The organism is Flavobacterium beibuense F44-8 (genome assembly GCF_000769915.1).
Classification (GTDB): Bacteria; Bacteroidota; Bacteroidia; order Flavobacteriales; family Flavobacteriaceae; genus Flavobacterium; species Flavobacterium beibuense.
In genome coordinates this window covers 17600-33076 of the sequence record NZ_JRLV01000020.1, presented here as the reverse complement: position 1 = coordinate 33076, position 15477 = coordinate 17600, and the positions used below count along the sequence as shown (strand labels likewise).

Below are 15477 nucleotides of genomic sequence, written 5' to 3'. Positions count from 1 at the left end.
TTTAGTTTGCTGCTACTTCAGGTGTTTCTTCAGTTATTTCCTGCTTAGCTTCTTCTGTTGGCTGGTCGCCATCGGTTTTGGTTTCGTCTTTCCATATCTCCCCGTCAGGAGCTTTAGGATCTACAGGATTTGTACCCTGTAAAGACAATACATAACTTGCTACCAGCTGAATTTCTGACGGTTTAAGTGTACCTTTCCATGCCACCATACCTTTACCGTCACGACCACCTTCTGTAATAGTGTGGAATACATTTTTAATTCCGCCACCTAAAATCCAGTACTCATCAGTAAGGTTTGGACCAATTGCACCACCACCATCTGCTCTGTGACAGGCTACACAGTTAGTTTCAAAAATCTTTTTACCTGCGGCAAGGTCACCCTCATCTGTAAGTAGTGTAACACTGTTGGCATCAATAAGGTCTTTAGCTGTTTTATTGTATTCTTCAACAGCAATACGTGCTTCTTCCATTTTCTGTTCAAACTCTGTTTTTTGGTCAGGTCCGTCCAGTACGTGATATTTAACCAGGTAGCCTAAACCAAATAGTATAGTTATGTAGAAAAGTTTTATCCACCATGGAGGAAGAACATTGTCCAGCTCTTTAATACCGTCATAATCATGATGAAGCAGTATTTCGCCTTCTTCCTGTATTGGTTGAACCTTAACAAACCAGCTTTTTATTTTTTTGTACAGTTTAGAGTCGGTAAAGTCTAAAGCATCGGCCTCAGCCAGTTTTTTCTTTTGTTCATCGGTAAGGATACTGTAGGTAACCTTATCAATAGCGCTTATGGTAATTTCAATGGCTATTTGAAGGAACAAAAAGATAAACAGGAAGATGGATACTTCAGGATATTTGAGGAATGCAGGCCTGTCTCCCGAATCTATAAAGTACTCCAGTGCCATGAAAACGAGGGCGAAAATTACAGGAACCCTTACGTATACCGGTATAAATTTTTTCATAGTTATAAGTTTATGTTCAACTATTGGTTGTCGTTGTCGTTATCTGAAAACGGTAGGTTACTCATTTCGTTTATCTTATCTTTTTTGTAGGTATACACCCAGGTATATAGTGATACAAAGAAGATGAAGAAAATAAGCAGCGATATGATAGGGTACACCTCAATCCCTGAGATGGTATCCATATTGTGTTTTATAAACTTTAGCATGACTTATTATTTTGAGTTATCGGCAGTAGCGGCCGGTTTAATTTTAATATCGGTACCCAGGCGTTGCAGGTAAGCAATAAGTGCTGTAATCTCTCGGTCTTTCATATAAACGAACTCTTCACCTTTTGCTTCAGCAGCTTTTTTGCTGGCTTCATAACTTTTTACAAAATCAGGATCTATGTGTAGGTTTTCCTCAATTTTTGCAGCCTGTTCTTCCATAGCCTGTTGTGCATTGGCAATATCCTCATCAGTATATGGTACACCAAGTTTTGCCATTACCTGCATTTTTTTCTCGGTTTCACTACGATCCATCTTCTTGTTGTCAAACAGCCATTTGTAAGATGGCATTATAGAACCTGCCGATGTACTTTGCGGATCCCACATGTGGTTAAAGTGCCAGTTATCACTGTATTTACCACCTATACGCATTAGGTCTGGTCCGGTACGTTTAGAACCCCAAAGGAATGGGTGATCGTACACATATTCGCCTGATTTGGAGTACTCACCGTAGCGTTCTACTTCCGACCTGAACGGACGTATCATTTGAGAGTGACAGTTTACACAACCTTCCCTTATGTACAGGTCACGACCTTCAAGCTCCAGCGGAGTATATGGTTTAACCGTAGAGATGGTAGGTATATTAGATTTTACCATTAGGGTAGGTACAATTTGTATAATACCACCTATTAGTATGGCGATAGTAGCCAGTATGGTAAGTTGTATAGGTTTTCTTTCCAACCAAGGGTGGAATTTCTCACCTTTCATTCTTTTACCTGTTATCTTTTTAAGAGCAGGTGCTTCGGCAAGTTCATCTTCAACAGCCTGACCCTGGCGAACCGTCATTATAATATTATATACCAATACCAGTAAACCTATTACGAACAGAGTACCACCTATGGCTCTCATCCAGTACATTGGCATAATTTGTTTTACAGTTTCAAGGAAGTTACCGTATTTAAGAGTCCCTTCAGGGTTAAACTGTTTCCACATAGTTGCCTGAGTGAATCCGGCAACATACATAGGTAATGCATATAATATAATACCCAGTGTACCTATCCAGAAATGGAAGTTGGCAAGCTTAACAGAGTATAGTGATGTTTTTGTCATTCTTGGTATTAACCAGTAAATCATACCAAAGGTTAGGAAACCGTTCCATGCCAGTGCACCTACGTGTACGTGAGCCACAATCCAGTCGGTAAAGTGAGCAATAGCATTTACATTTTTAAGCGAAAGCATTGGTCCTTCAAACGTAGCCATACCATAACCGGTAACGGCAACCACGAAGAATTTCAAAACAGGATCTGTACGTACCTTATCCCAGGCACCTCTTAGGGTTAGCAATCCGTTAATCATACCACCCCATGACGGAGCGATAAGCATTATTGAGAATACAACACCCAGGTTTTGAGCCCAGTCTGGCAGGGCAGAGTATAAAAGGTGGTGAGGTCCTGCCCATATATAGATAAAGATTAATGACCAGAAGTGGATAATAGATAATCTATAAGAGTATACCGGTCTGTTTGCTGCCTTAGGCAGGTAGTAATACATTAACCCAAGGAATGGTGTTGTAAGGAAAAATGCCACGGCATTGTGACCATACCACCATTGTACAAGAGCATCCTGCACACCGGCATAAACTGAGTAACTTTTCATTCCGTTTACCGGAAGTTCAAGACTGTTAAAAATATGAAGAACAGCAACAGTTACAAATGTTGCGATGTAAAACCAAATGGCTACATACAGGTGTCGTTCTCTTCTCTTTAAAATAGTACCTATCATATTGATACCAAAAACAACCCACACAATAGCGATAGCAATATCTATAGGCCATTCCAGCTCGGCATATTCTTTTGAAGTGGTATATCCTAAAGGAAGTGATATGGCTGCGGCCACAATAATAAGCTGCCAGCCCCAAAAGTTTACGTTACTTAAAAAATCGCTGAACATGCGGGCTTTAAGCAGTCTTTGCATTGAGTAATAAATTCCTGCAAACGTGGCGTTACCCACAAAGGCAAAAATTACCGCATTGGTGTGTAAGGGTCTTAACCTACCGTAGCTAAGCCACGAAATACCTTCGGTTAATCCCGGAAACATGTACATAGAGGCTATTAGCAAGCCCACAAGCATCCCTACCACACCAAATACTATTGTGGCATAGAGGAATTTTTTAACTATTTTATTGTCATAATAAAATTGCTGCACTTCCATATTAATTTGTGTTATTGTGATTGTTTTCTTTTTTCTTTAGTTCGTCGTCAAAAAGCATTCTTACAGACGGGGTGTAGTCATCGTCATACTGGCCGCTTTTTACGGCCTTTATAAAGGCAAAACAGAACAGTATTGCCACAACGATACTGATGGAGATTAGTAAATAAATGACACTCATACCTAATTAATTTGTGTTAACAAAACTACTGTGGGGCAGCAGGAAAAAACATGATATTTGTCATACCCGCACATTTTTTTACATTAATTTTTTGATTCTTTTTTAGCATAATAATTACTCATAATAGTCACGAAACTTATTATGGTTATGGTACTTAGCGGCATAACAATAGCAGCGGTTAACGGAGATAGTTTTCCGCTTATGGCAGCCATAAGTCCAAAGGCGTTATAGGTTAGGGAAATACCAAAACTCATTTTGATGGTTTTAATCGCCTTTTTAGATAGTTTAAGGAAGTAGGCAATGCTTTCAAATTTGGTAGCATCCAGTATACCGTCGCAGGCAGGGGAGAAGACATTAATATCTTCCGACACTGATATACCCACATTACTTTGTGCCAAAGCCCCGGCGTCGTTTAATCCGTCGCCTATCATCATTACATTTTTGCCTTCCTTTTGCAGGTTTTCTATAAAAGCCAGTTTTTGTTCGGGCTTCTGGTTAAAAATGCATCGGGTACCGGGTGGCAAGAGTTGCTTGAGTATTTCGCGCTCCCCCTCGTTATCACCCGATAGTATTTTGAGCTCGTAATTATTACTAAGGTTTTCAAACAGGACTTTTACGCCATTACGGTAACTGTTGGCAAAAACATACTTCCCTTTAAACTCACCGTCAATACTTATATATACTGCTGTTTGCAGGGTAAGCTGTTTGGTAAGGCCTATAAAGTGAGCCGAACCTATTTTAATTTGCCTTCCCTTAATTATTCCTTTAATACCCTTGCCTATGGTTTCGGTAAAATCATCAGTAAGTAGTGTATCTGTAGTAGGGAGAAAGTCGTATAACCTTCGGCTTAACGGATGGTTAGATCCTCTTAATACGTTTTTGATAAGCAGGAGTTCATCATCGGTAAACGGAGTTCCTTCATATACTATATCTGATTTCTTATTGGTGGTTATTGTACCTGTTTTATCAAAAACTATAGTATCAACTTTAGCCATTTGTTCTACTACTATGGCATTTTTGAGATATAGTTTTTTACGCCCCATAATGCGGAGTATATTACCCAGTGTAAAAGGAGCACTTAATGCCAGCGCACAGGGACATGCCACAATAAGTACCGCGGTAAATACATTAAAAGCAGTATTAAGGTCTATAAATGCCCAGTAAGCAAAAGCCAGGCCGGCAATAATAAGTAAGGCAGGAGTAAAATACCTGCTTATGGTATCGGTTATGGTTTTATAGTCCTGCCTGTCTTTTTTAGTAAATATATCATTACTCCAAAGCTGTGTAAGATAGCTTTGTGATACCGAGCTTAGTACTTCCATTTCTATGATTTTTCCTATCTGCCTTCCTCCGGCAAAAAGCTTATCGCCCGATTTTTTATTTATTGGGTCGGCTTCACCGGTTACAAAGCTGTAGTCAATCGCTGTATCATTACTAATAAGTATACCGTCTACAGGAATAAGTTCCTGATTACGTATAAGTAGCCTGTCTCCGGCAGTCACATCATAAACCGATACAGATGTTTCACTTCTGTCGTGTAATATCTTGGTAACAGCAATAGGGAAATAAGATTTGAAATCCCTTTCGAAAGAAAGGAAATTGTAGGTTTTTTGCTGAAACAAACGCCCTAACAGCATAAAGAATACCAGCCCTGTAAGGCTGTCAAAAAAGCCCTGCCCGTAACCGAAAATAATATCTACAGTACTCCTTATAAACATAACTATTATGCCCAAGGCAATAGGTACATCTATATTGAGCATTCCGGTTTTAATGCTTTTCCATGCCGATACATAATATCCGCTTGCCGCATACAGGAATGACGGAAGGGAAAGCCCGAAAATCAACCAACGGAAAAATCCTTTGTAATTGTCCAGCCAGTATTCTTCCATCTCAAAATACTCAGGGAAGGATAGTAGCATTACATTACCAAAACAAAAGAAAGCTACTCCCAGCTTGTAGATAAGTTCGCGGTTAACCTTTTTTTTGCGGGTTTCATAATTGTCCAGACTTATGTAGGGTTCGTAACCTATATTACATAACAGGTGAACAATCTCTTTAAGGGTAGTTTTTTCCGGATTAAAAACAATACGCACCTTTTTATTATGGAAGTTTACCTGCGAACTGCTTACGCCTATATTAAGTCTGTTGAGGTTTTCCAGTATCCATATACAGGAACTGCAATGAATATGCGGAATATAAAGTGAAACAATATGGGTGTCCTGTTCATGAAACTCTAACAGGCGATATGCGATTTCCTGATTTTCCAGAAAATCGTACTTCCCGTTAATTTCGGTTGGGGTGGCACCCGGTGTTTTTTCAAAAGAATAATAATCTGTAAGCCCGTTAAGGGTAAAAATCTCATATACGGTTTTACAGCCATTACAGCAAAAAGACTTATCGTTAAAAACAATTTTATCTTTATCTGTATAGCCTAACCCGCAATGATAACAATTTTGCGTGTTCATAATCTGCTCATTTACCTGATACAAAGTTGAGACACAGCCAAAAAATAAAATATGATATTTGTCATACAATCAGTACATTTGTACAACTAATCAATAATTGCCCTATGAGTAAATGTGACCAGTGTATTGTAAGGGAATTCAGCTCACTAAAAGCGCTGAATAAGGAAGAGCTACTCAAAATGGCCAACTGTAAAACATCTTACATTATCAAAAAAGGCGAGCCTATTTTTACTGAAGGTGAAAATGTTAACGGTATTTTTTGTGTTAAGGATGGTGTTTGCAAACTTTCAAAACTTAGCGAGAACGGTAACGAGCAAATATTAAAACTGGTAGCTAAAGGTGAACTACTGGGGCAACGCTCTATGATTAGTGACGAACCCGTAAACCTTAGTGCTGTGGCACTGGAGGATATGGAGGTGTGTTTTGTACCAAAAAGCGAAATACTTGGCTTTTTTAATGAAAACAACCAGTTTTCCATGAATGTGATGAAATCCATTTGCGGAGATTTAAAAGAAGCCGATGACCACTTGGTTAATATGGCTCAAAAATCGGTTAGGCAAAGATTGGCTGAAACGCTTTTAGAACTCCATGATACTTTTGGGATTAACGAGGACAAGAGCCTTAGGATAAAATTATCCCGTGAGGAAATTGCAGGTATGGTAGGTACGGCAACAGAGAGTTGTATTAGGCTATTATCTGAATTCAATAAAAACGGACTTATAGAACTTTCGGGTAAAAAGATAACCCTTAAAGATTTTAAAAAGCTAAGAAGTATGTAAGTAGAGCTTACATTACTTTTACTAATAAATTAGGAAACCCTACAGGAAACTGTAGGGTTTTGTTTTGGTTCCAAGTACATGTTTTATTCTATATGCATAAAGTAAGGGAGTTAAGACCGGACAATTGCAAATTAAATGTAAAACCAAATAACAGGCTATTGTTAAATTTGTTTTTTGTAGTACATTTAACCGGTAAAATAACCACTATAACTAAAATATGAAACTAAACAAATTAACTAAAGCAGCTTTATTGCTTGTTTTTGCGGTAGCTTTTACAAGTTGTAGAACCACTACTACCGTAACAACATCAACTAAGTCAACTAGTGTTTCGGCAAAAAAGAAAACATTACCACCCGGACAGGCAAAAAAACTTAACGGAGATAAGAGTGCTAAAATGTACACTCCCTCACGTAACTAAACGAATAGGCGCTTTACATAGTAAAGCGCTTTTTTTTGTGTAAATTTTAAAGGATAAACCAAAAATTCCATAAAAGCTGTTGTTTTATTAAGTCGTACCTTTATATCAATACTTTAGGTATCATTTTTTTATTATAACAGACTATGAAACATACATATAGCATACAGGGTATGAGCTGTAACGGCTGCCGTGGCAAAGTAGAAAAAACCTTAAATGAAATTGAGGGGATTGAAGCACAGGTGTCACTTAACCCTCCGGTTGCCGAGGTTACAATGGAAGAGCATATCCCTCTGGAAAAACTTCAGGATAAGCTATCTCAGGCAGGTAATTATACTATTAGTACAGAGCCTCCTAAGGAAAACGAAAATCATCATCATCACGAACATAAAAACCATCACAACCACAATCATTCACATAAGGTTGAGGGTGGTAAATACTATTGTCCTATGTTTTGCGAAGGCGACAAAACGTATGACAAACCAGGGAGCTGTCCTGATTGCGGAATGAATCTTGAAAAAGCCCCCGATCTTACCCCAAAGAAAAAACAGTATACATGCCCCATGCATCCTGAGGTAATAAAGGATGAACCAGGGGCATGCCCTATCTGTGGTATGGATTTGGTTCCGTTAGAACCAGAGGAGGAGGAAGATGAGACTTACAAAATGCTGGTAAAAAAGTTTAAAATAGCCCTTATTTTTACCATTCCGGTATTTGTAATTGCTATGGGCGAAATGATTCCGGGTAATCCTATATCAAAATATGTATCACATACGGTTTCAAACTGGATTCAGTTTACGCTGTCACTACCGGTGGTGTTTTATGCTGCCTGGATGTTTTTTGAAAGGGCGTGGGTTTCTTTTAAAACATGGAGATTAAATATGTTCAGCCTTATTGGAGTGGGTGCTGCTGCAGCATTTGTTTTTAGTGTAGCAGGATTACTTTTCCCATCAGTATTTCCCGATGAGTTTAAAGGTCACGGGGGGAGTGTATACCTCTATTTTGAAGCAGTAACCGTTATCCTGACACTGGTTTTACTGGGACAGTTACTTGAAGCGAGGGCACACAGCCACACCAATACCGCAATTAAGGAACTACTGAAACTTTCACCAACAGAAGCTACGATAGTAATTGACGGTAAAGAGAAAGTAATTGATATAAACGATATAAAAGAGGGAGATATTTTAAGGGTTAAGCCTGGTGAGAAAATCCCTGTAGACGGTGTAATTAAGGAAGGCGGTAGCAGTATAGACGAATCCATGATTACAGGAGAGCCTATACCTGTAAGTAAAAATGAGGGGGACAAAGTAAGTTCGGGAACTATAAACGGTTCAAAATCATTTTTAATGACTGCTGAAAGGGTAGGGAAAGATACCCTGCTTTCACAAATTATACATATGGTGAATGATGCCAGTCGTTCGCGTGCACCTATACAAAAACTGGCCGATACCATTTCAGGATACTTTGTACCTATCGTAATAGGTATTGCTATAATAACCTTTATAGTTTGGGCAATATTTGGAGCGCAACAGGCTTATGTATTCGCATTCGCAAATGCTGTGGCAGTACTGATTATTGCCTGTCCTTGTGCCTTGGGGCTTGCAACACCTATGTCGGTTATGGTTGGTGTGGGTAAAGGAGCCCATAACGGAGTACTAATTAAAAATGCCGAAGTACTGGAAAACATGGCTAAGGTAAACGTACTGATAACCGATAAGACCGGTACCATTACCGAAGGGAAACCATCGGTACAAAAAGTGGTGACTGTAGGCGCTATTAATGAAAAACATCTGTCGGGTATTATCGCTTCGCTAAATCAGCAGAGCGAACACCCATTGGCACAGGCTATGGTAAATTATGCCGATAAGCTGGGAGCACAACTAAGTCCGGTTAAAGATTTTGAGGCCGTTTCCGGTAAAGGTGTAACAGGTACTATTTATAATAAAAATATTGCCATAGGTAATAAAAAGCTATTGGAACAGATTGATGTAACGGTTAGTGATGAAGTAGTTCAACAGGTAGTCAGTGAGCAGGAACTGGGTAAAACAGTATCATACATAAGTATAGATGGCAAGGTAGAAGGTTTTGTTACCATTACCGATGCGATTAAACAAACCAGTAAAAAAGCCATTGCAGCCCTAATGGAACAGGGTATTGATGTGGTAATGCTTACTGGAGATAATAAAAATACAGCAAAGGCTGTAGCCGATGAATTGGGATTAAAACACTTTATGGCCGAGTGCCTGCCTGAAGACAAGCTTAATGAGATTAAAAAGTTACAGGAACAGGGCAAGGTTGTGGCTATGGCGGGTGACGGTATTAACGATGCTCCTGCACTGGCTAAAGCCGATGTGGGTATCGCTATGGGAACCGGAACGGATGTAGCAATAGAAAGCGCTCAGATAACCCTGGTAAAAGGTGACCTTCACGGTATTGTAAAAGCAAGACAGCTTAGCGAAGGTGTAATGCGAAACATAAAACAGAATCTGTTTTTTGCCTTTGTATACAATGCATTGGGCATTCCGCTTGCAGCAGGGGTATTGTACCCACTGTTTGGGATATTGCTTTCGCCTATGGTAGCGGCACTGGCTATGAGTCTGAGCTCGGTATCCGTAATTGTAAATTCCTTACGTATCAAAAACCTGAAACTACATTAATTATGAAGAAAAAAAAGCAAATAGCTGTGAAGTTGTTTTTACCGTTCCTGTTGCTTTTCGGTTTTTTGGCAAATGCACAAAAGGTAACGGAATACGACCTGTATGTAACCGATACCCTAGTAAACTATACAGGTAAAAATGTAAAGGCTATTGCGATTAACGGCACCATTCCCGGACCTGAACTGCATTTTACCGAAGGTGATACAGCTGTTATACGTGTGCACAATAATGCAAAACACGAAACATCTATACACTGGCACGGGCTACTCCTGCCAAACGAACAGGATGGTGTACCTTATTTAACTACTGCCCCCATAAAAAGTAATACCGTACACACCTATAAATTCCCCCTAAAACAGAGTGGTACCTACTGGTACCACTCTCATACCATGTTACAGGAACAATCGGGTATGTATGGTGCTTTTATCATTCATAAAAAAGATGAACCAAAAATACCCGAATATGTAATGCTTTTAAGTGACTGGAGCGATGAGAATCCACATGAAATTGAAAGGTCATTACATAAGGAAACCGACTGGTATGCTATTAAAAAAGGAGCTACACAAAATTATGGTGAAGCACTGGTAAAAGGACATTTAGGAACTAAATTCATAAATGAGTTTAAACGTATGCATGCTATGGATGTTAGCGATGTGTACTACGACCGCTTTTTTGCCAATGGTGTAAAGGAGCAGGAAATCTCCGGCCTTAAAGCGGGAGATAAGGTAAGGGTACGCATTATTAACGGAAGTTCATCGAGCTATTTCTGGCTTAATTATGCCGGAGGTAAAATGGCTGTTGTAGCTTCAGACGGTGCTGAGGTAGAACCTGTAGAGGTAGACCGGTTTATAATTGGAGTTTCTGAAACGTATGATGTTATAGTTACAATTCCCGAAGGCAATATTTCATATGAGCTTATGGCAACATCTGAAGACAGGATGGGACATGCTTCATTATGGCTGGGGGATGGCGATAAAAAACGCATAGAGCCTATGGGTAGGCTTGATTACTTTGCAGGGATGAAGATGATGAACGACATGATGACTGTAGGCGGTAACATGAAAGATATGGGCATGAAAATGAGCCTCCAGAAAATGGATATGAATTCGGTTATGTACCCTGAACTTAAAAAAGAGGATAAGCATGAGCATCATATGGAGATGGAAGGAGACATGAAAATGGACATGGATAAAAAAGATATGAGCGGTCATGAACATCATATGGAAATGGATATGGAAAAAAAGAATATGAGTGCACATGAGCATCATATGGAGATGGACAAGGATAAAGGGAAGCTTGTTACCCTTAATTACAACATGCTGAAATCACCCGTAAAAACTACTTTGCCCGATAAGCCTTTCCGTACATTAAATTTCGAACTTACCGGAAACATGAACCGCTATGTATGGACAGTGAACAACAAAACCATTTCGGAAACCGATAAAATACTAATTAAGGCAGGGGAGAATATCCGTATTGTAATTACTAACAATTCTATGATGCGCCATCCTATGCACCTGCACGGGCATTACTTTAGGGTAGTGAACCAGTATGGCGAATATTCACCTCTTAAAAATGTAATTGATGTGATGCCTATGGAAACCGATGTGATTGAGTTTAATGCATCGGAAGAATATGGAGATTGGTTTTTCCATTGCCATATACTGTATCACATGATGTCGGGTATGGGAAGGATTTTCAGTTATGAGGACTCACCGCCAAATCCACAATTACCTGATAAGGCGTCAGCGCTTAAAAAAGTATATAATGATGACAGGCGATATTTCCTTTCGGCTGATATAGGTTTGGAGTCAAACGGTAGTGACGGGGAAGTACGACTGGAAAATACAAGGAATTTTGCCGATTTAGAATGGAGATTAGGGTATGATAATGAGTCGGGTTATGAAACCGAAGCACACATAGGCCGTTATCTGGACAATAAGCAATTCCTGTCGGTATATACAGGATGGGACTTTAGGTACAGGAAATCAGACGAGGCAGAAACCAACCTGTTTGGGCAAACCAGTACAAAAGATAAAAGAGTAGTGGCCTGTTTAGGGGTTGTATATGTACTCCCTTGGTTTGTAGAGACTGATTTAAGGGTAGACTACGAAGGTAAAGTGAGGCTACAGTTTACAAGAGAAGATATACCTCTTACTTCACGATTAAGATTGTGGGGTAGCTGGAATACTGACTACGAATACAACGTAGGCAGTAGGTATATACTAACCAAATACTGGTCACTTTCTGCACATTATGACAGTGATATGGGCTTAGGTGGCGGTATAGCTTTTACCTATTAAAAACGAATAGAATAGATACTATTCGTTTTTAAGCCTTTCGGTTATTTCACGTTTGTAGGTTATCCCTATTGGTATTGGGGTACGTTTTATAAGCACATAATCCTTGTTCACTTCATCTACCTTATTAATGGCTATGATGTAAGATTTGTGGGCTCTCATAAAAAGCTCTGAAGGCAGACTTTTTTCAAGATCGGCAGTGGTTATGGTAGCTATATAGTTTCGTTTTGAGGTTACTATTTTTACATAGTTACCATAGCTTTGGGTATACAGTATGCTATCAATAGGGATGTCAATATTATCACTGTCTACCTTAACGCTAATAGCATCAGGCAAAACCTCGGTAGATTGTTTTTCCTGTGGTTCTCCGTTTTCAAAAAATCGGCTTATGGCCTTTACAAAACGCGGATAATAAACCGGCTTAAGCAGGTAATCCAAAACGCCGTATTCATAACTTTCCAGTGCAAATTCACTATATGCGGTAGTAAGTATTGTTTTTGGCGGATGCTGTAGTTTTTGTAAAAGTTCCAGTCCGGTAATATCGGGCATATCGATATCCAGAAACATCAAATCGGCATCGTTTTCTTTTAGATATTCTAAGGTGTCTTCACCGTTAAAGGCTTCAAAAACCAGTTCCAGCGATGGGTTTTGTTTTATATAATTGCTTAGCACATAATGTGCGGCAGGCTCGTCGTCTACAATTATACATCTTACGGCCTTTGTCATAATCTTTTCAGTTTAACTTTAAGTGTAGCGGTATAGGTTCCGTTTTCCTCAATAGTCAGTTCGTGGTCATTACCATAAAGCAATTTAAGTCGCTCTTTGGTATTTTTAAGACCTATTTTGGTAGAAACGATATTCTTTTTCTTTGTAGGTATAGAGTTTTTAACCATGAACTCAAGCCTGTTGTTATTTACGTTTATATCAATATCCACAAAACAGTTTTCGGCTGTACAGGTTCCGTGCTTAAAGGCATTTTCTATAAAGCAAATGAGAAGCATCGGCGGAATCTTGTAAGTATTCTCAAGATCTATAGATGTGTTAAGTGTAATGTTACAACGGTAGCCAAGCCTTTCTTTTTCCAGTTCCACATAACTGCTTACAAAGTTAATCTCGTCTTCCAGTGGTACACATTGCGTTTCATGACTTTCCAACTGATAGCGCATTAACTGTGAAACGTGCATAATAAGTTCGGGAGTACGCTCTGGGTATTGCAGGCTTATGCCATACAGGGTATTAAACGTATTGAAAAGAAAGTGAGGGTTAAGCTGATCCTTAAGAGAATTAAGCTGTGCCCTGTTGTAAAGCAGTTTTTCGTTGTCCAGCTTTTTACTGTCGCGGTAAAATTTAAGTATAAGGGTAACCGATAGTATACAAATAAGGGTGGCTACCAGTGTGGCTGCCTGAAAGATATAGCTTTTCTGTTCTGAAGTCTTATACAGAAAACAGTTTTTATAAATCCACAATGTGGCTACCTCATATAAAAATAATGAGAATACCGAAAGCAATGTCAAACTGGAAACGATATACAGTAACGGCTTATGCTTTTTTAAAAGTATAGGAAGAAGGAAAAACCTGTTTAACTGTGCGTGCGAATATAATAACAGGAAATAAGCACAACCCGACCATACACCGCGCCATGACTTAATTAATATCCAGTCGTTAAGGGTAAAAAGAACAAAGGAGAAAACCAGGATAAACAGTTCCTGCCACCATTTTTTCTCCAAAATGCTTTTTATATACTTGTTCATTAATCTACATTTTACTGCAAAGTAAGCACTTATACTTTAATATACACTTAAACGCATGACGAATTCAATTCGTCATTTAAAACGGCAAATGCCCAATTGCCCATTATACATTTGTGCAGCATTAATCAATTTCTTTTTAATAATCCTTACTAACTATTATTTTAAATGTACTTCAGGAAAATTATCTTGTTACTGCTTTTTTATTCCGTTTGGGGGAATTCGCAAACCCTCACACTTAAAGATGCAATAGATACAGGAATGTCTAACTACGGCATTATTCATGCCAAACAAAACTACAGCGATGCCGCACAGCAAACGGTAAAGCAGGCTAAAAGGGAATACCTGCCTAACTTAACTTTGGCAGCACAACAGGACTATGGTACCGTTAACGGTCAAAACGGTCCGTTATATGGTTTTGGCGGACTGGGGGTAGCCTCATCTGGGCTTCCGCTGGCTGAACAAAACTGGAATGCTGCCTTTGGTGCGCTGTATCTTGTAAATGTCAACTGGGACTTTTTCACTTTCGGGAGGGCTAAGCAACGTATTAAAATTGCTAAAGCCGATGCCACGAGATACCAGAAAGACTATGAACAGGAAAAGTTTAACCATAAGGTTAAAATCGCAGCGGCTTATTTAAACCTGCTGGCAAGCCACAGGCTTATGATTTCGCAGCAAAAAAATCTTGAACGTGCCGAGGTGGTTCACCATAATGCAGCGGTACGTGTTAAGAACGGGCTGTTACCGGGGGTAGATTCAACCCTTGCGGCAGCCGAGGTTTCGAGAGCAAAAATTGCCTTAAACCAAATAAAACAACAGCTAAAAATTCAAAATAATGAACTGGCAAACTACATGGGTATAGAAGCAAGGGATTTTGATATCGATACCACTTTTGTGACTAAAGTACCGGGCGGACTTTTAACTGCTGAGGTTCAAAACGACAGCCTTAATCCTATACTGGAATTTTACAGGAGCAGGATTGAGGTAAGCAAAAGCCAGCTTAATTTATATAAAAAAGAGTACTATCCTACTTTTTCATTGTTTGGTGTTTTTCAGTCACGAGGTTCGGGCTTTAATGCTGACTATGCCACAAACCAAAACTCTTATACCAAAAATTATTTTGACGGTATAGACCCCGTTAGGAGCAACTACCTGCTGGGGGTGGGAGTTACGTGGAATCTCACCACTATAGCCCGTTCTTCTAAAAAAGTGGCTGCCCAAAAGCTAATAGCACAGGGACTACAGGAAGAGTACAACGCCATAAGCAATGAACTTAAAACCCAGATTGATGCTGCAAATACCCGTATAGATTACGCATTGCAAAATTATATTGAGGCTCCGCAACAGGTAAATGCAGCACAACAGGCCTATAACCAGCGCACGGCACTGTACAATAACGGGCTTACCAACCTTGTTGATGTAACACAGGCATTGTATACCCTGAACAGGGCAGAGACCGATAGGGATGTGATTTATACCAATGTATGGCAGGCCCTGCTGATGAAAGCAGCCGCAACGGGCGACTTCAATCTTTTTATTAACGAATTCTAACAGCATCAGATA

12 protein-coding genes are annotated in these 15477 nt (G+C 39.4%); 5 read left to right on the top strand and 7 right to left on the bottom strand.

Annotated features, from left to right (window positions below):
- Nucleotide 1: 1 nt before the first annotated feature.
- From Q763_RS14505 to Q763_RS14490, 5 genes are all read right to left on the bottom strand, one after another.
- Nucleotides 2–958 (bottom strand): cbb3-type cytochrome c oxidase N-terminal domain-containing protein, encoded by a 957-nt coding sequence (locus tag Q763_RS14505; RefSeq protein ID WP_035135602.1) that lies wholly within the window; start codon nt 956–958, stop codon nt 2–4.
- A 20-nt stretch (nt 959–978) separates the two neighbouring features.
- Nucleotides 979–1164 (bottom strand): cytochrome c oxidase subunit IV, encoded by a 186-nt coding sequence (locus tag Q763_RS14500; protein WP_035135600.1) that lies wholly within the window; start codon nt 1162–1164, stop codon nt 979–981.
- A gap of 6 nt (nt 1165–1170) precedes the next feature.
- A complete protein-coding gene (gene ccoN / locus Q763_RS14495; protein ID WP_035135599.1) occupies nt 1171–3372 on the bottom strand; it encodes a cytochrome-c oxidase, cbb3-type subunit I in 2202 nt (733 codons plus the stop codon).
- A gap of 1 nt (nt 3373) precedes the next feature.
- Entirely contained in the window at nt 3374–3550 is a 177-nt protein-coding gene (ccoS, locus tag Q763_RS17750; RefSeq protein WP_084596082.1) for a cbb3-type cytochrome oxidase assembly protein CcoS, read from the bottom strand.
- A gap of 83 nt (nt 3551–3633) precedes the next feature.
- Entirely contained in the window at nt 3634–6015 is a 2382-nt protein-coding gene (locus Q763_RS14490; protein WP_035135597.1) for a heavy metal translocating P-type ATPase, read from the bottom strand.
- 104 nt (nt 6016–6119) lie between these two features.
- On the opposite strand from Q763_RS14490, the gene Q763_RS14485 reads away from it, so the two are divergent.
- The 4 genes from Q763_RS14485 (at nt 6120) to Q763_RS14470 (ending at nt 12169) form a co-directional block, all read left to right on the top strand.
- Nucleotides 6120–6794, top strand: coding sequence for a Crp/Fnr family transcriptional regulator (locus tag Q763_RS14485; protein ID WP_035135595.1), 675 nt, complete (start codon nt 6120–6122; stop codon nt 6792–6794).
- 217 nt (nt 6795–7011) lie between these two features.
- Nucleotides 7012–7212 carry a hypothetical protein gene (locus tag Q763_RS14480; protein ID WP_035135593.1) on the top strand — a complete coding sequence of 67 codons (201 nt, stop codon included), beginning with the start codon at nt 7012–7014 and terminating at the stop codon, nt 7210–7212.
- A 143-nt stretch (nt 7213–7355) separates the two neighbouring features.
- Nucleotides 7356–9866, top strand: coding sequence for a heavy metal translocating P-type ATPase (locus Q763_RS14475; protein WP_035135591.1), 2511 nt, complete (start codon nt 7356–7358; stop codon nt 9864–9866).
- A gap of 2 nt (nt 9867–9868) precedes the next feature.
- Nucleotides 9869–12169, top strand: coding sequence for a multicopper oxidase domain-containing protein (locus tag Q763_RS14470; RefSeq protein WP_035135589.1), 2301 nt, complete (start codon nt 9869–9871; stop codon nt 12167–12169).
- An 18-nt stretch (nt 12170–12187) separates the two neighbouring features.
- Here Q763_RS14470 and Q763_RS14465 read toward each other — a convergent pair whose 3' ends face one another.
- Both Q763_RS14465 and Q763_RS14460 read right to left on the bottom strand, forming a co-directional pair.
- Nucleotides 12188–12892 (bottom strand): LytR/AlgR family response regulator transcription factor, encoded by a 705-nt coding sequence (locus Q763_RS14465; RefSeq protein ID WP_035135587.1) that lies wholly within the window; start codon nt 12890–12892, stop codon nt 12188–12190.
- Nucleotides 12889–13917 carry a sensor histidine kinase gene (locus Q763_RS14460; protein WP_035135585.1) on the bottom strand — a complete coding sequence of 343 codons (1029 nt, stop codon included), beginning with the start codon at nt 13915–13917 and terminating at the stop codon, nt 12889–12891. The genes Q763_RS14465 and Q763_RS14460 overlap by 4 nt, the downstream gene beginning before the upstream one ends.
- Nucleotides 13918–14082: 165 nt before the next feature.
- Between Q763_RS14460 and Q763_RS14455 the strand changes: the two genes are divergently transcribed.
- Complete coding sequence (locus Q763_RS14455) at nt 14083–15465, top strand: TolC family protein (protein WP_035135583.1); 1383 nt, start codon at nt 14083–14085, stop codon at nt 15463–15465.
- Nucleotides 15466–15477: the final 12 nt, after the last annotated feature.

What these genes read in the sequence shown, in the direction of transcription:
- Q763_RS14505 (WP_035135602.1), bottom strand. Translation starts at nt 958, where the DNA reads ATGAAAAAATTTATACCGGTATACGTAAGGGTTCCTGTAATTTTCGCC.
- Q763_RS14500 (WP_035135600.1), bottom strand. Translation starts at nt 1,164, where the DNA reads ATGCTAAAGTTTATAAAACACAATATGGATACCATCTCAGGGATTGAG.
- ccoN (WP_035135599.1), bottom strand. Translation starts at nt 3,372, where the DNA reads ATGGAAGTGCAGCAATTTTATTATGACAATAAAATAGTTAAAAAATTC.
- ccoS (WP_084596082.1), bottom strand. Translation starts at nt 3,550, where the DNA reads ATGAGTGTCATTTATTTACTAATCTCCATCAGTATCGTTGTGGCAATA.
- Q763_RS14490 (WP_035135597.1), bottom strand. Translation starts at nt 6,015, where the DNA reads ATGAACACGCAAAATTGTTATCATTGCGGGTTAGGCTATACAGATAAA.
- Q763_RS14485 (WP_035135595.1), top strand. Translation starts at nt 6,120, where the DNA reads ATGAGTAAATGTGACCAGTGTATTGTAAGGGAATTCAGCTCACTAAAA.
- Q763_RS14480 (WP_035135593.1), top strand. Translation starts at nt 7,012, where the DNA reads ATGAAACTAAACAAATTAACTAAAGCAGCTTTATTGCTTGTTTTTGCG.
- Q763_RS14475 (WP_035135591.1), top strand. Translation starts at nt 7,356, where the DNA reads ATGAAACATACATATAGCATACAGGGTATGAGCTGTAACGGCTGCCGT.
- Q763_RS14470 (WP_035135589.1), top strand. Translation starts at nt 9,869, where the DNA reads ATGAAGAAAAAAAAGCAAATAGCTGTGAAGTTGTTTTTACCGTTCCTG.
- Q763_RS14465 (WP_035135587.1), bottom strand. Translation starts at nt 12,892, where the DNA reads ATGACAAAGGCCGTAAGATGTATAATTGTAGACGACGAGCCTGCCGCA.
- Q763_RS14460 (WP_035135585.1), bottom strand. Translation starts at nt 13,917, where the DNA reads ATGAACAAGTATATAAAAAGCATTTTGGAGAAAAAATGGTGGCAGGAA.
- Q763_RS14455 (WP_035135583.1), top strand. Translation starts at nt 14,083, where the DNA reads ATGTACTTCAGGAAAATTATCTTGTTACTGCTTTTTTATTCCGTTTGG.